The 18,902-nt window shown below is 71.9% G+C and carries 14 protein-coding genes; 7 read left to right on the forward strand and 7 right to left on the reverse strand.

Going from position 1 to position 18,902, the window contains the following annotated elements; all coding sequences use genetic code 11:
- Positions 1-105 precede the first annotated feature (105 nt).
- Entirely contained in the window at positions 106-1,530 is a 1,425-nt protein-coding gene (locus tag B3G12_RS00735) for an NAD(P)H-quinone dehydrogenase (RefSeq protein WP_164497807.1), read from the reverse strand.
- 74 nt (positions 1,531-1,604) lie between these two features.
- Here B3G12_RS00735 and B3G12_RS00740 point away from each other — a divergent pair, with 74 nt between their 5' ends.
- Positions 1,605-2,420: a purine-nucleoside phosphorylase gene (locus B3G12_RS00740; RefSeq protein ID WP_144942337.1), complete on the forward strand. Its 816-nt coding sequence runs from the start codon at positions 1,605-1,607 to the stop codon at positions 2,418-2,420.
- A 154-nt stretch (positions 2,421-2,574) separates the two neighbouring features.
- The gene (locus B3G12_RS00745) at positions 2,575-3,030 is read left to right on the forward strand and encodes a hypothetical protein (RefSeq protein WP_144942338.1); all 456 of its coding nucleotides are present in this window, start codon (positions 2,575-2,577) and stop codon (positions 3,028-3,030) included.
- 316 nt (positions 3,031-3,346) lie between these two features.
- Here B3G12_RS00745 and B3G12_RS12405 read toward each other — a convergent pair whose 3' ends face one another.
- Positions 3,347-3,682 (reverse strand): dTDP-4-dehydrorhamnose 3,5-epimerase family protein, encoded by a 336-nt coding sequence (locus tag B3G12_RS12405; protein WP_144942339.1) that lies wholly within the window; start codon positions 3,680-3,682, stop codon positions 3,347-3,349.
- Between the two features lie 93 nt (positions 3,683-3,775).
- On the reverse strand, positions 3,776-7,537 hold the full coding sequence (mfd, locus tag B3G12_RS00755; protein ID WP_144942340.1) for a transcription-repair coupling factor: 3,762 nt from the start codon (positions 7,535-7,537) through the stop codon (positions 3,776-3,778).
- 249 nt (positions 7,538-7,786) lie between these two features.
- On the opposite strand from mfd, the gene B3G12_RS00760 reads away from it, so the two are divergent.
- The gene (locus B3G12_RS00760) at positions 7,787-8,623 is read left to right on the forward strand and encodes a uroporphyrinogen-III synthase (protein WP_290498601.1); all 837 of its coding nucleotides are present in this window, start codon (positions 7,787-7,789) and stop codon (positions 8,621-8,623) included.
- Here B3G12_RS00760 and B3G12_RS00765 read toward each other — a convergent pair.
- Together B3G12_RS00765 and B3G12_RS00770 are read right to left on the reverse strand one after the other, a co-directional pair.
- Positions 8,596-9,537, reverse strand: coding sequence for a sirohydrochlorin chelatase (locus tag B3G12_RS00765; RefSeq protein WP_414672713.1), 942 nt, complete (start codon positions 9,535-9,537; stop codon positions 8,596-8,598). The two genes, B3G12_RS00760 and B3G12_RS00765, sit on opposite strands and share 28 nt — an antisense overlap.
- Before the next feature lie 21 nt (positions 9,538-9,558).
- A complete protein-coding gene (locus B3G12_RS00770; protein ID WP_055084351.1) occupies positions 9,559-10,596 on the reverse strand; it encodes a glycosyltransferase family 2 protein in 1,038 nt (345 codons plus the stop codon).
- A gap of 323 nt (positions 10,597-10,919) precedes the next feature.
- On the opposite strand from B3G12_RS00770, the gene B3G12_RS00775 reads away from it, so the two are divergent.
- The 4 genes from B3G12_RS00775 (at position 10,920) to B3G12_RS00790 (ending at position 15,371) form a co-directional block, all read left to right on the forward strand.
- The gene (locus tag B3G12_RS00775) at positions 10,920-11,615 is read left to right on the forward strand and encodes a YveK family protein (RefSeq protein ID WP_144942344.1); all 696 of its coding nucleotides are present in this window, start codon (positions 10,920-10,922) and stop codon (positions 11,613-11,615) included.
- The gene (locus B3G12_RS00780; RefSeq protein ID WP_144942345.1) at positions 11,605-12,810 is read left to right on the forward strand and encodes a glycosyltransferase family 4 protein; all 1,206 of its coding nucleotides are present in this window, start codon (positions 11,605-11,607) and stop codon (positions 12,808-12,810) included. The genes B3G12_RS00775 and B3G12_RS00780 overlap by 11 nt, the downstream gene beginning before the upstream one ends.
- Entirely contained in the window at positions 12,807-14,213 is a 1,407-nt protein-coding gene (locus B3G12_RS00785) for a hypothetical protein (RefSeq protein ID WP_290498606.1), read from the forward strand. The genes B3G12_RS00780 and B3G12_RS00785 overlap by 4 nt, the downstream gene beginning before the upstream one ends.
- Positions 14,214-14,285: 72 nt before the next feature.
- Complete coding sequence (locus B3G12_RS00790) at positions 14,286-15,371, forward strand: glycosyltransferase (protein ID WP_290498608.1); 1,086 nt, start codon at positions 14,286-14,288, stop codon at positions 15,369-15,371.
- Here the strand turns inward: B3G12_RS00790 and B3G12_RS00795 are convergent.
- A complete protein-coding gene (locus B3G12_RS00795) occupies positions 15,344-16,894 on the reverse strand; it encodes a lipopolysaccharide biosynthesis protein (protein ID WP_290498610.1) in 1,551 nt (516 codons plus the stop codon). The genes B3G12_RS00790 and B3G12_RS00795 overlap by 28 nt on opposite strands.
- 7 nt (positions 16,895-16,901) lie before the next feature.
- A complete protein-coding gene (locus B3G12_RS00800) occupies positions 16,902-18,887 on the reverse strand; it encodes a hypothetical protein (RefSeq protein ID WP_290498611.1) in 1,986 nt (661 codons plus the stop codon).
- Between the last annotated feature and the right edge of the window lie 15 nt (positions 18,888-18,902).

An 18,902-nucleotide genomic window follows, 5' to 3' on the forward strand; every position in this document is an offset into this window, starting at 1 on the left:
TCACCGCGGCGTCGTCGTAGCCGAGCACGCGGTACTCGCCCCGGCCGAGGCGTCACGGGAAGCCCGGGCGGTCAGCCCCGTCGGGGAAGGACCGGGGCCGCTGCGTCAGCGGTGCACGTGCAGGCGGCGGGCGGCCTCGGCGATCGTGCCGGACAGGGACGGGTAGACCGCGAAGGTGTCCGAGAGGTCGTCAACACCCAGGCGGTGCGTGACGGCGAGGGCGATCGGGAAGATCAGCTCGGAGGCGCGCGGGCCCACCACCACGCCACCCATCACGGTGCCGCTGCCGCGGCGGGCAAAGATCTTCACGAAGCCGTCATCCACCGCCATCATCTTGGCGCGGGGATTGGTGGCCAGGTTCATGGACATCCCCACGAACATGGCGGGATCGTCCTCAACATCCTGCTGGGTGATGCCCACCGAGGCGATCTCGGGCGAGGTGAAGATGTTGGAGGCCACCTCGTCCGTGCGCAGCGGGTGCACCGTGTCGCCCAGGATGTGCGCGATCGCAATGCGTCCCTGCATGGCGGCCACGGACGCCAGCGGCATCACACCGGTGCAGTCACCGGCCGCGTAGATGCCGGGGGCCGTGGTGCGGGAGACGGTGTCCACCCGGATGTGGCCGCTGTCCGTCAGCGCCACGCCCGCCCCCTCGAGGCCCAGGTCCGCGGTGTTCGGGATCGACCCCACCGCCAGGAGGCAGTGCGAGCCACGGATCTTGCGGCCGTCTGAGAGGGTGACCCGGACGCCGTCGCCGGTATTCTCCACCGCATCCGCACGGGAACGGGATAGCACGCGCAGCCCGCGGCGCTCGAAGACGTTCTCCAGCACCTGGGCGGCATCCTTGTCCGAACCGGGGAGCACCTGCTCGCGCGAAGAGATCAGCGTGACGTCCGATCCCAGGCCGTTGTAGGCCGAGGCGAACTCGGCGCCGGTGACACCTGAGCCCACGACGATGAGCTTCTCAGGGATCTCGGTGAGCTGGTAGATCTGCTTCCAGTTGAAGATCCGCTCGCCGTCCGGCTTGGCGGTCTCCAGCTCGCGGGGGTGCGCGCCGACGGAGACCAGTACAACGTCCGCCCTCAGTTCGTAGGGCTCGTCGTCACTGGGCTCCACCACCACGGTGTGGCGGTCCACGATGCGCCCGCGGCCCTGCACCACGCGCACACCCACCCGCTCCAGGCCGCGCTTGATGTCACGAGACTGCGTGGCAGCCAGACGCAGCAGGCGCACGTTGACCTTGTCCAGGTCCACGCGGAGGTTGTTGAGCTCCTCCGTGGCATCGAGGTCGTCCCCCACGTGCACGCCCAGGTCCCTGGCGGACGCAAAGCGGTTCATGGTGTCCGCGGAGGCGATGAGCGTCTTGGACGGCACCACGTCCGTGAGCACGGCGGCACCACCCATGCCCTGCTCCTCCACCACGGTGACGTCCGCCCCCAGCGACGCCGCCACGAGCGCCGCCTCGTAGCCGCCCGGGCCACCGCCGATGATCACGAGCTTCTGGTCCGCGAATTCCCTCTGCACAGTCATGTCTGCCATGGGCCCCAGCCTACCGGGGGCTCCCACACGCTGACGCCGCGCGATGGCTGTCCTACAGTGGGCCCATGACCACCACCACAGAGACCACGGACCCCTTCGACCTGGCCCGGCAGGCGGCCGAGGCGTTGCGCGAGCGCACGGGTGTGCAGAGCCACCGGATCGCGCTGACGCTGGGCTCCGGGTGGGGCGGCGCCGCGGACCTGCTCGGTGAGACCGTGGCCGAGGTTCCCGCCCACGAGATCCCCGGCTTCTCCAAGCCCGCACTGGAAGGTCACGGCGGCACGCTGCGCTCCATTCGACTGCCGGACGACGAGCACGCCCTGGTGATCGGTGCCCGCACCCACTTCTACGAGGGCAAGGGAGTGCGCGCCGTCGCCCACGGGGTGCGCACGGCTGCAGCCGCGGGTGCGCAGGTCATGATCCTGACCAACGGCTGCGGCGGGCTGAACCCCGCGTGGGGCCCCGGGACACCCGTGCTGATCAGCGACCACCTGAACCTCACCGCCCGGTCCCCGCTGGAAGGCGCCACGTTCGTGGACCTCACGGACCTCTACTCCTCCCGGCTGCGGGAGATCGCCCACCGTGTGGACCCGGAACTGGACGAGGGCGTCTACGCCCAGTTCCCAGGCCCGCACTACGAGACCCCGGCCGAAGTCCAGATGGCCAAGGTGCTCGGCGCGGACCTCGTGGGCATGTCGACGGCGCTCGAGGCCATTGCCGCCCGCCAGGCCGGTCTCGAGGTGCTCGGGATGTCCCTCGTCACGAACCTCGCGGCCGGGATCAGCCCCGAGCCCCTCTCCCACGAGGAGGTGCTTGAGGCCGGGCGCGCGGCGGGTCCGCGCATCTCCCGGCTGCTCGCGGACGTCGTCGCCCAGCTCTGAGGCAGGTTCCGCGCCCCGTCACGGACCCGCAGCGTCGTCCCCCGACGTCCCCCGCGCGGGCCACAGACAGAATGTCACCAAGTGCGGGTCCCAGGCACTAGACTGACCGCAAGACAGCAATGCGCCCGCAGTGGCGGTCCGAAAGGGTGAAGTCATGGTCAGAAGATCGGAAGCCGACGTTCCCACGAGTGCTGCGCACTCCTCCGGGCACGCTGCGGGGCGCACCGTGGAGGACGGTAGCCACGCCGTGGACGCGGACGCGGACGCCCGCACCGCCCACTCGCACCGGGGGGCCAACACCCGCAACCGTCATGAGTACTCCGGCCAGGGGGACGTCGTGAAGAACGCGATCCTCTTCGTGGGCGGCTTCATCACCGTTGTGCTGAGCCTGTACCTCTTCAGCACCTACCCGGACAGCTGGGTGCTTTTCCTGGTGGGCATCCTGGTCTACGGCCTGGCGTTGATGGTCCCCACCCTGTTCCTCAACGGCAGCACCGCCAAGCACTCCACGGGCGGCACCGAGCTCACCCTGGACCTTCCCCGCGACGCCTCCGAGATGGCGCAGCGCACCGGTCCCGTGGGCCAGCGCCAGGACCGCGTCACCAGCTGAGCGCACCGCGCACCTGTAGGAGCCCCGCCCCGTCCACGGACGAGCGGGGCTCTCGCGTTGTCGGGGGTGCCCCCGCTTCGCCCCGCCGTCTCTCAGTCCACGGCCGGTCGGCCCCACCTGGCCGTTGCCCGGGGCGCACCCCCGTGGAGGAATCTGAGGTGTGGACAAACCACGAAACCCTCAGGGAAGCCGGGCACTTCTACACCTCAGACGCCGCACCGGCAGCCGCCGGGAACTTGGAAGTCAGACTCGGAGCTCGGACCCCGCGCGTCGGCCTGGTGCACCGCCCGGCCGCAGGCGCCGGCGCGGCGGCACCCTAGGCGCTGACCACCCACGCTTCCCCGCAACCCTCGTCCGTCTCGGCGGCGTCGACGGCGGTGAACGCGGCCGCGTTGACCACCGCGCGGTAGCGGGGCGCGGGCACCGCAGTGGCGGGAGTGATCTCCCGTGCGACGACGGCGCCGAAGCCGGGCCCCTCGCGCAGGTCCACCCACACGCCGAAGACCCGGCCGGTCACGACCGAGTCGTCCGTGTCCCACGGCTCGGCGTGGATGCAGCGCGTGGTGCCCCGGGTGCCGTTGAAGGACATGTTCTGCTGCGCAAAGGTGGCGCCGATGGAGCCGGCGCCACCGGTCACGAGCAGATGTCCCATGACTGTTCGTCACGGAGCGGCTGAGAGGTGGACACCGCGGGAGGTGCGGCGTCCCCGACCCCTGCCGAGCTGCGTCGTCGTCCCCCTGCGTCCCTAGGAAGCGGACCCGGCCTCGGAGCCAGACCCGGCCGTCTCGAGCACCGGGAAGATCGCGTCCAGCACCTCGCCGGCCCACGCGAGGATGTCCCCGTCCACGAGATCCTTGCCGCCGATCCGCGCGGTCTTGGGCTTGGGGATCAGCACCATGCGCGCGTCTGTGCCCGGCACGGGACGGACCTGGGATCCCGGGTAGAGGCGCTGCAGGCGCATCTCGCGGGACTCGGTGAGGTCCGCGGGCGAGAAGCGGATCATGTTTCCCTGCGTGGCCACGTCCGTGAGGCCCGCGGCGCGGGCGCGGATCCGCAGCCGCGCGACCTCAAGGAGATTGGCGACGGGGGTGGGCACGGGTCCATAGCGGTCCTCGAGCTCCTCCGCGGCCTCAACAACGGCCTGCTCCGTGGCGGCGTTGGCCAGGGTGCGGTAGGCCTCCAGGCGTAGCCGCTCCCCCGGCACGTAGTCGTGCGGGAGGTGCGCGTTGACGGGCAGCTCGATCTTCATCTCCGCGGGCCCGGTGTCCTGGTCCCCGCGGTGCTCGGCCACGGCTTCGCCCACGAGACGCAGGTACATGTCGAAGCCCACGCCGGCGATGTGCCCGGACTGCTCGCCGCCCAGCAGGTTTCCGGCGCCGCGGATCTCGAGGTCCTTCATGGCCAGCTGCATGCCGGAGCCGAGCTCGTTGTGCGCGGCCACGGCCTTGAGACGCTCCAGCGCGGTCTCGCTCAGCGGCTTCTCCACCGGGTACAGGAAGTAGGCGTACGCCCGCTCGCGCCCGCGCCCCACGCGACCGCGCAGCTGGTGCAGCTGCGAGAGGCCGTAGCGGTCCGCGTGGTCCACGATCAGCGTGTTCGCGTTGGCGATGTCCAGGCCGGTCTCCACGATGGTGGTGCAGATCAGCACGTCGAACTTCTTCTCCCAGAAGTCCACGATGATCTGCTCCAGGCGGGACTCGCTCATCTGCCCGTGGGCGACAGCGATCCGCGCCTCCGGGACGAGCTCCGCGAGCTCCTTGGCCCGCGCCTCGATGGTGGACACCCGGTTGTGGATGAAGAACACCTGCCCCTCACGCATGAGCTCGCGGCGCACCGCGGCCGAGACCTGCTTGTTCGTGTAGGGACCCACGTACGTGAGAACGGGGTGGCGCTCCTCCGGCGGGGTGGCCAGCGTGGAGGTCTCGCGGATGCCCGTCATGGACATCTCCAGCGTGCGCGGGATGGGCGTGGCGGACATCGCCAGCACGTCCACGTCCGTGCGCATGGCCTTGAGCTTCTCCTTGTGCTCCACGCCGAAGCGCTGCTCCTCGTCGATGATCACCAGCCCCAGGTTTTTGAACTGCATCTCCTTGCTCAGCAGCCGGTGGGTGCCGATCACCACGTCCACCGCGCCGCTGCGCAGCCCCTCCATGGTGGCCTTGGACTCCTTGGCGCTCTGGAACCGGGAGAGGGTTGCCAGGCGCACGGGGAAGCCCGAGAAGCGCTCAGCAAAGGTCTCGGTGTGCTGCTGGGCGAGCAGCGTGGTGGGCACAAGCACCGCCACCTGCTTGCCGTCCTGCACGGCCTTGAACGCCGCGCGCACCGCCACCTCGGTCTTGCCATAGCCCACGTCTCCGGAGATCAGCCGGTCCATGGGGATAGGCCGCTCCATGTCCGCCTTGACCTCGTCGATGGTGGTCAACTGGTCCGGTGTCTCCACGTACGGGAACGCCTGCTCCAGCTCGCGCTGCCAGGGGGTGTCCGGGCCGAACGCGTGGCCCTTGGAGGCCATGCGCGCCGAGTAGAGCCGGATCAGCTCGTTCGCGATCTCCTTGACGGCCTTCTTGGCGCTGCGCTTGGTCTTGCTCCAGTCCGCACCGCCCATCTTGGACAGCGACGGTGCCTCACCGCCCACGTAGCTGCTCACCTGGTCGAGCTGGTCCGTGGGCACGAACAGCCGGTCCCTCGGACCGTTGCGCTTGGACGGCGCGTAGTCCAGCACCAGGTACTCGCGCACGGGCTTGGGCTGGCCCGGGACGGTCATTGCACCGGCGATCGGGCGCTGGACGAGCTCCACGAACTGGCCGATGCCGTGCTGCTCGTGCACCACGTAGTCGCCCTTCTGCAGGGCCAGGGGATCCACCTGGTTGCGCTTGCGCCGCTGCGGAAGCCTGCGCTCCGCGCGGGTGTCGTAGGTGCTCGCCCGGCCGAGCACGTCCGCCTCCGTCAGGAGGGCGGTACGCGTGGCCTCGAGCACGAAGCCTCGACCCGCGCGCGCCGTCGTCAGCTCCACGAGCCCCGGCTGCGGGCTCTCGGTGAGGGTCTCGTAGCGTGCCGCGGGGATCTCCGCGCCGTGCAGCAGCTCGCTCAGCCGCTGCAGGGGCCCGGGCCCGTCCGTCACGAGCACCACGCGCCACTCCTCGCGCACGCGCTGGGCAAGGAAACTCAGCATGGCCTCCACGTCCCCGGCGAACCGGGTGGGCTCGCGTCCACCCACGGTGAGGGTGTCCGCGTCCGTGTCCGCGAGGTGCACCTCTTCCTCTGAGGTGTCGGCGTCGATCTGGGAGGCGGTCACGGCGTTGACGTTGAGGCCCGTGACGGACCACCAGCCCACCGAGCGGTCGAGGGCGAGCTCGCGCACCTCGGCAATCGTGTGGAAGGAGCCTGAGGCCAGCGAACGGGTGGCGCCGTCGTCCGTGTCCAGCGCGGTGTTCAGGTCCAGGGGCGCGTCGTTGCCGCCGGACGCGGACTCCCACGCCGCCATGAGGAACTCCTCGTTGGTGGCCACGAGGTCGTGTGCGCGGGCCCGGACCTTCTCCGGTTCCAGCACCACGGTCATGGAGCCCTCCGGCAGCAGGGACAGCACCTGGACCATGTCGTCCGCGAGAAGCGGCGCGAGGGACTCCATGCCCTCCACGTACTGTCCCCCGGCGATGCGCTCCAGCATCTCCCGGCCCCCGGGCAGCTGCTCCTTGAGCTTGGCGGCGCGCGACTGCACGGACGGCGTCACGAGCAGCTCGCGGCACGGCGGGGCGACGACGACGCTCGGGTGGGCCGCGTCCGCGAGCGTGCGCTGGTCCGCGACGGCGAACCAGCGCATCTCGTCCAGCTCGTCCCCGAAGAACTCGAGGCGCACGGGGTGGTCCTCGGTGGGCGGGAAGACGTCCACGATCCCGCCGCGCACCGCGAACTCGCCGCGCTTGGTGACCATGTCCACGCGCGCGTACGCGGCGGCCGCGAGGTCCTTGACGAGCCCCTGGAAGTCGTAGTCCTGCCCCGTGCGCAGCGTCACGGGCTCCATCTCACCGAGCCCGGCGACCACCGGCTGCAGCACCGAGCGCACCGGGGCCACGACCACGCGCAGGGGCTCAGCGGTGGCGTCCGGGTGCGCGAGCCGGCGCAGCACGCCCAGGCGCTGGCCCACGGTGTCCGAACGGGGGGAGAGCCGCTCGTGCGGCAGGGTCTCCCAGGACGGGAAGTTCGCGATGCCCCCGGCCGGCAGGTAGGACTCGAGCGCGGCCTGCACCTGCTCAGCCTCCCGCCCGGTGGCGGTCACGGCGAGCAGCACCGGCCTCGCGACACCGTTCGCCGCCGCCCCGCTGGAGACAGCCCCGTGCGCCTGCTCCAGGCCGCTCGCGATCTGCGCGAGCACTGGCGCGCGCAGTCCGTCCGTGGCACTGATGATCGTCTCCGCCGAGCGCTCCGCGAGGGGGCGTGACGCCTGCGAGCGGATGTTGGCGAAACCGCGGTCCTCGCAGAGGGCGGTGAGCAGACCGGTCAGGGACATGGGTGGGTGGCTCCTGGGTGAGTCGACGGGATGAGCGGACGGAATGGGCAGGGGCGGTGAGCGGCGCCGTCACCGGGTCCGTGCCGAGAAATCGTGATGAGGAATAGTGACGGGGATCGTGGGCGGGACGGCGCGCCGAGCCGTGGTGCTCCCGCCGACGCCGCCCCCCTGATCGCGTTTCAGCCTACCCGCGAGTCCCGACACGCACACCGGTGCAGCCACCCGTCGTCGGCTCGTACCCTGGAGTCCATGACGACGTCCCAGCCCCACGCCCTGACCGGCCTCACCGTGGCCATCACGGCGCACCGCCGCGCCCAAGAACAGGGCGGTGCGTTCGAGCGCCACGGCGCGCGCGTCCAGTACGCACCCGCGCTGAAGATCACGCCCACGGACGAGGACGACGACGTGGTGGCCGCCGTCCGCGAGACCGTCGCCTCCGCGCCGGGCACCGTGCTGGTCACGACCGGCTACGGGGTCAAGCGCTGGCTGTCCGTCGCCGAGGAGCACGGCCTGCGCGAGGAGCTGCTCGCGGCTCTGCGCGAGAGCACCGTGTACGCGCGCGGCGCCAAGGCGAAGGGCCAGCTGCAGGCACTCGAGATCCCGTGCGCGTACACGGGCTCCTCCGGGCGCACCGCCGAGCTCGTGGACCGGGTGCTCGAGATGCCCTCCCCGGGCACCGTCACGCTCCAGCTGCACGGCACGGCGGACGAGCAGCAGCTCGGTCGGCTGCGATCCGCCGGACTGGACGTGCGCGTGATCGCCCCCTACCGCTGGGAGTCTGCGGACGAGGGCTCACGGCTGTCCCGGCTCGTTCGCGAGATCGCGGCCGGGGACCTGGACTATGTGACCTTCACGGCAGCCCCCGCGGTGGACGCGGTGCTCGATGCCGCCACTGCCGCGGGCTGCCGCGACGGCGTCGTGGCCTCGCTGCGGGAGGGCCGCTGCACCGCCGTGGCAATCGGCCCCGTCTGCGTGCAGCCGCTCGAGGAGGCCGGCATCATGAACGCCGTGGTCCCCGAGCGCTTCCGCCTCGGGGCCATGGTCAAGGCCGTGTGCGATCACGCGAGGGCGGCCGCCTCCCGGTAGTGCTCGACGACGAGCGCCACGAGCTCCTGGGGCACCTCGCCCCCGGCCACGAGCAGCGGCTCGGCGGTCACGTCCGCGCCCGCGGCAAGTGCGCGGCCGTGGAAGAACCCGGGGGCCAGCAGGTACGGCACCACGAGAACCCGACCCGCGGCCCCGCCGTGCCCGGACCGCGGCGTCGCGGACGTGGTGGGTTGGTGTGCAGGTGACTCGGGGCACGGCGGCGGCACGTCGGCGTCACCCGCGGCGGCCGCGCGAATCTCTGACTCGGTCGGCGCCTCGGGGCAGCCGGGGTCGCCACGTCGCTCCGCCGCGGCGTCGTCCCCCGCCCGGTCCTCCGGCGGGGTGCCCAGCTCGCGCCTGGCCTCCGCGACGGCCTCCGGCAGCGTGGGGCGCGCCGCGGAGAGGTAGGCGGGGGTGACCGGGAGGCCCACCTCTTCGGTGAGCAGCCGCGCGGTGCGCTCACAGTCCTCGCCCGCGCGGGGGTCCGAGGAGCCGGCGGCCACCATCACGATCCTGTCTCCCGGGCCGACGTCGGGCCCGCCGCTCACGCGCACCGCCTCCGCGAGCCGGCGGGCCATGATGCGGGCGAGCCCGCGGTCCGGACCGAGCGCCGCCGCCACCCGGTGGCGCGGGGTGCCCCGCACCGCGCGGGCCATGTCCACGAACACGTGGTAGCCGGCGGAGAGCAGCAGCGGGACCACCACGGCGTCGTCCCCGGCGAGCTGCGCCGTGCGGGCCACGAGGTCCGGCTCCTGGACGTCCACCCAGGTGTCCACCACGGGGACGTCTGGAAGTGCGGTGCGCACCTCGGCGACGAGCGCGGCGACAGCGCTCTGGCCTGCGGGGTCACGGGTACCGTGCGCGCACGCGAGGAGGACGGGGGCTGGTTCAGTGGAGGTGCTCACCCGGTCCATTGTGCCGCCGATCGGCCTGGTTCAGCGCCGCATGGCGTCCGTGTACCCCACGCTGCGGTCCACGGCGCGCTGGCGCCGCACGAGCCACGCCGTCCCGCCCGGCAGGCGAGCCAGGCGGGATTTGACCGTGACACGGCGCTGGCTCGGCATCATCCGGGCCGCGAGCTCAAGATACCGACGCGCATCCGCCGCGCGCCCCTCCCGCAGGGCCTGCTCGGCGTCCGAAACGGCGGCGAGCGGGGAGCCCTTGCGCAACCGGGTGAGCAGCTTCTGGCGCTCCTCCTCGCTCAGCTCCCGCTCGAAGCGGGTGAGCGTCTTGCGCAGCGCCATCTCCTCCCCCGCGGCCATCCGGTCCCGCTGGGACTGCATGGAGCCGCCCGACCACGCGATGATCGAGGTGACATCGTCCACCCGGTCGAAGCGCCACCCCGAGTAGACGGCCCGCAGCCACAGCTCCCAGTCCTCCACGAAGACCTGCTGCGGGTCGAAGACGCCCACCTCCTCGAAGAAGTGGCGCGGGAACAGGCCGTAGAGGCTGCCGATGTTGTACTCAAGCACCACGCTGCGCTGCTGCTGCGGCTCGGGCATCCGCTCGCGGTACTGCACCCGCTCCGCGTTGATCCCCGAAGGCGTGCACTGCCAGCCGTTGGCGTAGACCACGGTGCGCTCGCGTCCGGGTTCGCGCTGCAGCTCCCGGTACCGGGCCAGCAGTGTCTCGAGGTGGTGCGGCAGCAGCTGGTCGTCCGCGTCCAGGAACGTGACGAAGTCCCCCGCGACGAGTCCAAGCGCCCGGTTGCGGGCTGCACCGCATCCCGCGTTGTCCTGGCGCATGACCCGGACCGTCCTGCCGGGGCGGTTCACGGCCTCGTAGCCCCTGAGCACATGCGCGGTGTTGTCCGTGGACCCGTCGTCCACCACGAAGACCTCCACACGCGGGTGCGTCTGGCGCAGCACGCTGCTGATCGCCTGCCCCACCAGGTCCTGGCCGTTGTAGACGGCGATGACCACGCTGACGAGCGGGACCTCGCCCTCGGTACCGGGCGTGCTCTCGTGTGCCATTTCTCCCCTGTCGTTGCTCACGGTCGTGGCTCGCTGCCACACCGTGCGGCCCGTGGCTCACCGTGGAGCTCGGCGTGCTGCCCGCCCCCGAAGTGCGGCGCCGGTCTCCTGACCTGGCACCCGTCCAAGTCTAGGAATCGCGCAGAGCCGCCCCCGCTGGGATCCGTCCACACATAGGGGCACGTTTGCCCCGAACGACGTGTTTTCGGGGCTCCCTGCCGTAGCCCCTCGGTAGGATTTTTCTGCAGTTGGCCACGTCCAAGGGGAGAGCCGTGGGCTCGCAAGGACCGAGGCAGTGTGCTCATCGGTCAAGGGGGAGAAGCGTGAATCTTAGTCAGTACGTCCGTTGTCTGAAGGACATGTGGTTGCTCGTGGTGCTCACCACGGTGGTGGGGGTGCTCCTCGGGACCGCGGCGGGCCTGCTGATGCCCAAGTCCTACGAGTCCCAGGCACAGGTCTTCGTGAATGTCGCGAATCCCCGCTCCGTCACGGACCTGCAGATGGGCGAGCAGTTCGCCGTGGCCCGCGCCGCGTCCTACGCACGGGTGGCCACCACCAACTCGGTGCTCCAGCCCGTGGTGGACACCGTCCACCTCGACGAGACGCCCGAGGAGCTTGCGGAGTCCGGCGTCGTCGCCACCAACCAGCCCAACACCGCGATGATCACGCTCACCGCCACCGGAACCTCCGCTCAGCAGGCCGCGGACATCGCCCAGGCCACCGCGGACAGCCTCGTGGAGGTCAGCCGCTCGCTCGAGACCATTCCGCAGGCGCAGGACGGCCAGCAGCCCGCCAACGTGAAGCTGAACGTGGTCCAGAAGGCCGCGGTGCCGCAGAAGTCCTCGGGCCCCTCCGCCGCCGTCAACGCGGCCCTCGGCGCTCTCGTGGGTCTGATCGCGGGTCTGCTCCTGGTGCTCCTGCGCGGCGGCCGGTCCCTGCGCGCCCGCGAACGCGCCGGAGCGGAGCACCGCGCCACCCGCCGTGCCCGTGCCGCGGTGGACGACTCGCATGAGCACTGAGCGCTCCCGCCCCGGGCACCCGCGCGACGTCGTCGTCGTGTGCCCCACCGAGTACGGCGGACAGCTCGAGCACGCCGCAGACCTTGCGCTGGCACTGGAGGCGTCTTCGGACGTCGCCGCCGTGGCGCTCGTCTCCCGCCCGGGGGCCCGGGAGTACCTGGGCTGGGGTCCGGGGCACCCCGTGCGCGTAGTGGAGACCGTTCCGCCGCGCCGCACCACCGTTCCGGCCTCGTCCCCGGGCAAGGTGCTGCGCGCCGGCCTGCAGGTGGCGGACCTGCTGCGCGAGCACCTAGCGGTGCGCGCCGCGGCCCGGCGCGCGGGCGCGGACGCCGTTCTCGCCCTGGATTCCACCAAGTACCCGGTCCCCGGGGCTCTGCGCGCTCGGCGCACCCAGCGCACGGCCGTGTTCGTGCACAACGCCCAGCCGCACTTCGACCTCGCCAGCGCCTCCGTCCGCGAGAAGGTGCTGCTGTGGCTGGACCGGGCCTGCGCGCGCCGGGCGGACCGCGTCATCACGCACGGCGCCGAGCAGGCCGAGATCGTTCGGGGCTACACGGACCGCCCTGTGAGCGCCGTGGCGCTGCCGGTGTCCTCGCGGCTCGATCCGCAGGTGCCCACCGCGACCACCGGCACGGACGCGGGGCCGCACGCCCTGTGCATCGGTGAGGTCCGCGCCAACAAGGGCATCGAGCACGCCGTCGTCGCCGCCGGTGAGGCCGGGGTGCCGCTGCTCGTGCGCGGCGCGGCCGAGAGCCCGGAGCTGGGCGCGGAGCTCACCCGCCTGGCCACCCGCTACCCCGCCGTGGACTTCGAGGACCGCTTCCTGAGCCGCGAAGAGTTCGCCGGGCACGTGCGCGACGCCGCGGTCATCGTGCTGCCCTACACCCACTTCGACGCCCACTCCGGCGTCCTCGCCAAGGCCATCGGCACGGGCACCCGCGTGGTGGCCTCGGACCTCGCCTCGCTGCGCGAGCAGGCCGGGGACTACCCCGGGTTCACCGCCGCGGACATCCGCGACCCGGCCGCCTTCGGGCGCGCCCTGCGCGCGGCGTTCGACAACGCCGTGGCGTCTGGACCGCGCGCGGGTGCCGGAGCGAGCGGCGTCGCCCCCTCCCACGGCACCGGGCCTGCCCCGGTCGACCACACGGACTGGGAGCCCTCCGTGGCCGCCGTCCTGGGAGTGCAGGTCGCATGAGCTCCACCGCCGTGCCCCCCACGGACCGGTCCCGCACCCGGCGTGCCGCCCGCGCCGCCGCGCGTCGGGACCCGCCCGTGACCGGCGCACGGGGCACCCGGCTGGACCGCGCACTGGCCGCGGTGCTGATCGTGCTCTCGGTGCTGCCCTACGCGGCGGTCCCCCTGGGCTCGAACACCAACCTGCCACTGTCCAGCCTCGTGGCGGTGGTCCTGATCGTGCGCTGCGGGCGCCACATGCCCGTGATGTGGACCGCCCTGCTGGTGGGGGCCGTGCCCTTCGCGGCCTCGTTCCTGCGGATGTTCTTCACGTCCCAGCCGCTGCAGATCCCGGGGTCCATCACCTGGCTCGTGTTTACCCTCCCCCTGGCCGGGACCGCGGCAGCCACCGTGTTCCTGGGAGCGCGCACCATCCCCTGGCTCAGCTGGGCCATGCTCCTCAGCGCCGGTTTCACGCTCGTGCAGAAGTACGTGTTCTTCGACGTGCTGGACACCATTCCCTTTGAGGGCCTCTACGACCTCCCCGGCTACGCGAACGTCTCCGACTTCAGCGAGACGTTCATGCAGTACGTGCGCCGGCCCTTCGGGCTCTTCCCGGAGACCTCCTTCATGGTGGGCACCCTCTCGCTCATGGCCATGGCCCTGGTGCTCCTCGCGCGCCACTACCGGCGACGGATGACGGCGCGGGACGTCGTCGCCCTCGCCCTGGTGCTGTGGGCCGTGGCAATCTCCGGCTCCGGTGCCGCCGTGGTGGTGCTGGGCGTGGTGCTCGTGGCCGCGATCGCCCCCTACGCCGTGCGCCATGCGTGGGCCGCGGTGCTGCTGGTGCCCACCGGGCTCGCCGGCGCCGTGTGGGTGGGCGTGGGCGTGCTGCAGGACCGGCAGGAGTCCTTCAACTGGTCCTGGGCGGACCGAGGCTCCTCCATCACGGCATCCGTCCGCTACCTCTTCTCCGACCCCCTCGTCTTCCTCCTGGGTGTGGGCAGGGGCCGGTCCAACGAGCTGTTCCTGGCGGGCCGGATGCCCCTGGGCGACCTGCAGCACTACAACCCTCTCCCGGACATCTACTCCGTGATCGGGCGCGTGGTGCTCGAGGACGGCATGGTCTTCGGACTGGCCCTCGTCCTGTTCATGGCCGTGATGTGCCTGAGGTCCGGCGGGCGCAACCCGCTGTGGCTCGGGCTGTGCACGCTGGTGGTGTGGATCGTGGTCGCCGGCGGAACCACGAGCTACGACTCCGCCTTCTGGGTGTGGGGCACCGCCGGCGTGTGCCTGGGGCTGGAGATCACCCGCTCCGAGGACACCCGGGAGACCGCAGCCCCGTGGGCTCCGGAGGGCGCCGAGTCGATCGGCGCTCCCACCGCCGTGCCGACCGGCCCAGCGGGCCCGTCAGCCCACTTGTGATCCCCGCACGCCTCGGCGGCATCTCCCCCACGGCACCTGAACTCTTCCGTTCTCCCCAGAAAGGCCCGCCCCGTGCGCGTTCTCCACATTGTCAACGACGCCGAGACCGGTGGTGCGCAGACGCTCATCGAGCAGCTGATGCTCGCGCGCCCCGAGGGCGACGACGCCCACCTCCTGGTCCTCATGGGCCAGGGAGCGCTCTCGCCACGGCTGGAGGCCGCCGCCACGAGCACCGCCTACGTGGGCATGACCCGCCGCGACGTGGTGCCCCTGAGGGCGATGCGCGCGCTGCGAAGGCTCGTCGCGGAGCACGGCATCCAGGTGGTGCACTCCCACCTGCAGCAGTCAGACCTGGTCAACGAGGTCACCCCGCACGGGGCCAGGCGCGTGGCCACCCTGCACAACAGCCTGCACCTGGCGCAGAAGCCCGTCACCCGGGTCACCTGGTGGCTTGCGGCGCAGGCCTCCGCCCGGCTCGACGCCGTGGTCGCGTGCTCCAACTCTGCCCTCGGCTTCGCGGCGGAGTCGCACTACCGTTTCGGCACGGAGCACATCCGCGTCGTGCACAACGGCACGCGAATCTCGCCGGTTCCCGCCCCTGAGCCCTCCGGTCCCCCGGTGTTCGTGCACCTGGGCCGCTGCGTGGAGCAGAAGGACCACCCCACCCTCTTCCGCGCCTTCGCGCGCGTGCTCGCCGAGCACCCCGACGCGCGGCTGTTCTGCGCGGGCCACCTGGTGGACCCCGGGAACGAGGCACTCACCATCGAGCTGGAGACGCTGGGCATCGGTCAGGCCGTGACTCTGCTGGGCTCGGTCTCGGACGTCCACGCGCTGATCCGCAGCGCCCACGCCGTGGTCTTCGCGAGCAACCACGAGGCCCTGCCCATGGCGGGTCTGGAGGCGCTGAGCGAGGGCGTGCCGGTGATCACCACGGACACCGGCGACGCGAAGCTGCTGGCCGTGGACCCGCAGGCCGTGGTGCCCGTCCGCGATCCGGAAGCCCTGGGCCGTGCCATGAACCGCTTCGTGGACCTCCCGGCCGCGGAGCGTGGCGAGTGGCGGCGTCGCAGCTGGGAGCTCGGACGCACCGAGTTCGACAGCCGCGGCACCGCCCGGCGCTACCGTGAGCTCTACGAGGAGCTGACGGACGGTTCCTGACGCCCGCCGTGCTCCTGCGTTGCGCGTTCGTTGATCTCCCGGTCGCGGCGGCGGATCCGGCGGAAGGCCATGACGAAGACGGCGCCGAGCGCGGCCGCGCACACACCGATCGTCACCACGTCCGGCAGCACACGGCCCACGAGCATGAAGACCCCCACGGCCCCGGCCGACCCGAGGGCCATCAGCGCCCACGTGCGCAGATTCGCCCCAGTGACCCCCGAGGGCTCGGCACGCTCGCTGAAGTAGAGCTGCACCGGAACCGCGAGCAGCAGGGGTGCCACGGAAGCAGCCATGACGAGCTCCAGGCTGTCGGTGCCGGCGGCGAGCCACACAGCGGGCAGCGTAACCACCAGGACGCCCAGGCTGATGAGGGACGCCACCAGGGGGTTGCCCCGCAGTGTCATCACCAGGTTGGGGACCTGGCCCAGGGACTCCCCCAGCACACCCAGCACCACCATGGCGAGGGCGGGTGCTGCGAAGGCCATGCCCGCGCCCAGCCACACGGTCAGCAGCTCCGTGGGGATGGCGAGCAGCGGGATGCTGAGCATGAGGCCCACCAGCAGGGCGACCGTCGTCGCCACCCGGATGTGCTCCGCAGCCTCGGCACCTCGCGACTTCTTGATGGGGTAGGCGAAGGGCATCGAGATCCAGCTCACGACCAGCCGTGCGCTCTGGTTCACCCGCATCAGTGCACCGAACGCCGTGGCGGCCTGCAGCCCGAGGGTGGGGCCCACGATGAACAGCGGCAGCTGGTACACGCCCAGCAGCGAGAGGGACCCGATGGAGAGCACCGAGGACATCCGCAGCAGCGGTCGGCCCTGCTCCTTCCAGGCACCGGGCAGCGGCCGCGCCAGCCCGAAGCGGCGGTACACGGCCCAGAAGCACACGATGGGCGGCAGCAGCAGGGACGCGCACTCCACAAGGACGAGCGCGATCAGCCCGCCGTGCAGCGGGATGAGCAGGGCGTAGCCGGCCGCACGGCCCAGGATCGCCACCACGGCGGCCTTGCGCTCGATGTCCGGGCGGTTGAGGCCCCACAGCAGAGAGTTGCACGCGCGTCCGAGCACGGAGAAGAACAGCGTGACCCCCGCAGCCAGCAGCAGCGGCGTCACCGCGTGCCGGTCCCGCTCGGGGACGGCCACCGTCGTGAGGTACAGCGGGAAAACCGCGAAGTACAGCGCCGTGAGCACCACGGCGAGCACCAGGAAGACCAGCAGGGCCACGCCCACGAAGCTGCGGCGTTTGGCGTGGGCGCCCGGATCGTCGTCGGGGATGTCCGCGAGGGTGCGCACGATCCCTGTACCCAGCCCGAAGTCCGACATGGTCAGCAGCTGGATGGCGCTGAACGTGATGACCCACAGGCCGTAGGACTCGGCCCCCACGATGGCGATCGCGAAGGGGTAGAGCAGCAGGAGTCCGAACACGCTGGTGAAACCCGAGATGTAGTTCCACAGGATGTTGGTCCCCACCCGGGACGTCTGCGTTTCGGCGGCGGGTACGGGGCTGGAGCGGGTGTCTGTCATGGGGTTGCTACTGGGCCTTCCAATGGGCGAAGAGCTCGTCGAGGTGGCCCGCGAGCTCGTTGCGGGCGGTGCGGGAGAGCACGGAGTGGTCCACGCCCGGGGAGAAGCGCTCGTCGATGCTGCGCCCGCGGCGCTGCAGCCGGGCGACGGCGCGGTCCGCGGTGGTCTCCCGGTACCGGGGTTCGTCCTGCGGGCCCACGATGAGCACGACGCAGCGGTCCTGGCTCGCACGGTCCAGGACGTGGTCCGGGATCGACGCCGCCGGGTTGCGTCCCATGAGGTTCCACACGCTCTCGGGCGCGTGCCGGCGTAGCGCCCGCGATCCGGCCCGCTTGCCCTTCGTCAGCAGCTCCCTGCCCCACGACGTCGCCCCGGCGAGTGCCCGGCGCGCTGCAGCTCTGCCCGTGGTCGCCAGCCGGCACGCGGCACCCGGGCGGGCGCCGTCGTCGCCCCCCACGCCGTTGGCCACCATCCCGTTGGCCACCGCGTTGTTGCCGGCCCCGCTGCCGTCAGCTGCACCGCCCGCAGGGCGCGCGGAGCGTGCCGACGTCGACGCCGCACGCTCGGCCGTGGCGCCCACCGTCGCACTTGTCGTGGCATTTGCCTTGGCCCGCAGCTTGGCGTCCCCGTCGTAGGCGGTGCGCTGCTGGTCGAAGAATGCCTGGTTCATGCGCCACTCGTTCTGGCTCACGAGGACCATGCCCTTCACCGGCAGACCGGCCGGCTCCCGGGCGGCACGCAGCGCGGCCCAGGCACCGGAGCACAGGACGGTGGACACGACGTCAGCGTCGAATCGTTCCGCGAGCCACGCAGCCTGCTCCCGGAGCGCCTCGGCGTTGAGGTCGCGGTACGGGTTCGGGTCCCGGTCGGACCACAGCAGAGCGCGGTCGCCCGCGCCGTCACGGTCCGCCCGCAGGCTCGCCACGCCCAGCCCCGCGAGCCGACGTGCGGTCTCGGACCACAGCGCGGAGCCGTCCCGGGGCTCGGACGCACCGGGGGCGAAGAATGTGGTGGGCATGCCCGGCCGGGGCGCGATCGCGGCGTGCGCGCCGTCATGTGCAGCTCGGCCGCCGTCCGTCAGCGAACCCTCACCTGTCAGGGGACCCGTGAGGATCCCGGGGTAGCCCCTGGGCGTCACCGCCACGATCTCCTCCGCGCAGGCGGTGCCGTCCGCGGCACGGAACTCGTTGCGCCGCGGACCGCGACCTGTGCCCGTGAGCGGTACGAGCTCCTCGCGCGGCAGCTGCCGCAGCAGGTCCTCGAGAACGTCGTAGTGCACGCGCACGTCCAGGGAATCCACGCCGTACATGATCTTGGCGCGCGGCTGATCCTTCTCGCGGTGGACCTCGAGGTTCTCCGGCCGGGCGCCCATGGTGCGGGGGTCCGGGAGAGAGGAGAGCTCGCGGGCCTGCTCGTCCGTGAGCCACAGCCCCATCAGGTCCACCCCGTCCGTCACGGGGATCTCGGGCAGGGTGGCCCGGCGCAGGCGGGACCACTGGTTCACGAACGTCCGTCCGCTCACGGGCTCCCACGCGATCACGCGGTCGAAGCGCTCCGCCACCCGTGCCAGCAGTCCGCCGCCCACGCGGTAGCCGATGCCGTACACCGGCAGCTGCTCCACGCCGCATACCCGCCGCGCCTGCGCGGTGGCGTCCAGGATGTTGCGCTCCCACACGCGCAGCACGTCGTCCTGCGGCTGCAGTTCGTGCGAGTCCCCCGTGCCCCGGTAGCTGACCCGGGCCACGCAGTACCCCGCCCCGGCCAGCAGCATGGCCAGCTGGCGCAGCGCGCGGTAACCCTGCACAGCCTCCCGGCCGACGGGCGGCGCAAGCACCACCAGGCCCCGCGTCCTGCCGTTCTCGGGCGTGTGCACCCATGTGAAGGTGGCGCCTCGCCCCGTCCCGGTCCACATCCCCGTGCCCAGCACACCCGCCGGCGCGGAGTCCGCGGTCCCAGCCGTGGCCGCTTGTCGTTGCTCCAATGTCTCCGTCATGTCTCTCCCCTTGTG

The sequence above is a fragment of the Kocuria sp. UBA5001 genome (genome assembly GCF_002398425.1).
GTDB lineage: Bacteria > Actinomycetota > Actinomycetes > Actinomycetales > Micrococcaceae > Kocuria > Kocuria salsicia.

What these genes read in the sequence shown, in the direction of transcription:
- B3G12_RS00760 (WP_290498601.1), top strand. Translation starts at nt 7,787, where the DNA reads ATGACGACGTCCCAGCCCCACGCCCTGACCGGCCTCACCGTGGCCATC.
- B3G12_RS00745 (WP_144942338.1), top strand. Translation starts at nt 2,575, where the DNA reads ATGGTCAGAAGATCGGAAGCCGACGTTCCCACGAGTGCTGCGCACTCC.
- B3G12_RS12405 (WP_144942339.1), bottom strand. Translation starts at nt 3,682, where the DNA reads ATGGGACATCTGCTCGTGACCGGTGGCGCCGGCTCCATCGGCGCCACC.
- B3G12_RS00795 (WP_290498610.1), bottom strand. Translation starts at nt 16,894, where the DNA reads ATGACAGACACCCGCTCCAGCCCCGTACCCGCCGCCGAAACGCAGACG.
- mfd (WP_144942340.1), bottom strand. Translation starts at nt 7,537, where the DNA reads ATGTCCCTGACCGGTCTGCTCACCGCCCTCTGCGAGGACCGCGGTTTC.
- B3G12_RS00735 (WP_164497807.1), bottom strand. Translation starts at nt 1,530, where the DNA reads ATGACTGTGCAGAGGGAATTCGCGGACCAGAAGCTCGTGATCATCGGC.
- B3G12_RS00740 (WP_144942337.1), top strand. Translation starts at nt 1,605, where the DNA reads ATGACCACCACCACAGAGACCACGGACCCCTTCGACCTGGCCCGGCAG.
- B3G12_RS00770 (WP_055084351.1), bottom strand. Translation starts at nt 10,596, where the DNA reads ATGGCACACGAGAGCACGCCCGGTACCGAGGGCGAGGTCCCGCTCGTC.
- B3G12_RS00780 (WP_144942345.1), top strand. Translation starts at nt 11,605, where the DNA reads ATGAGCACTGAGCGCTCCCGCCCCGGGCACCCGCGCGACGTCGTCGTC.
- B3G12_RS00765 (WP_414672713.1), bottom strand. Translation starts at nt 9,537, where the DNA reads ATGGACCGGGTGAGCACCTCCACTGAACCAGCCCCCGTCCTCCTCGCG.
- B3G12_RS00800 (WP_290498611.1), bottom strand. Translation starts at nt 18,887, where the DNA reads ATGACGGAGACATTGGAGCAACGACAAGCGGCCACGGCTGGGACCGCG.
- B3G12_RS00785 (WP_290498606.1), top strand. Translation starts at nt 12,807, where the DNA reads ATGAGCTCCACCGCCGTGCCCCCCACGGACCGGTCCCGCACCCGGCGT.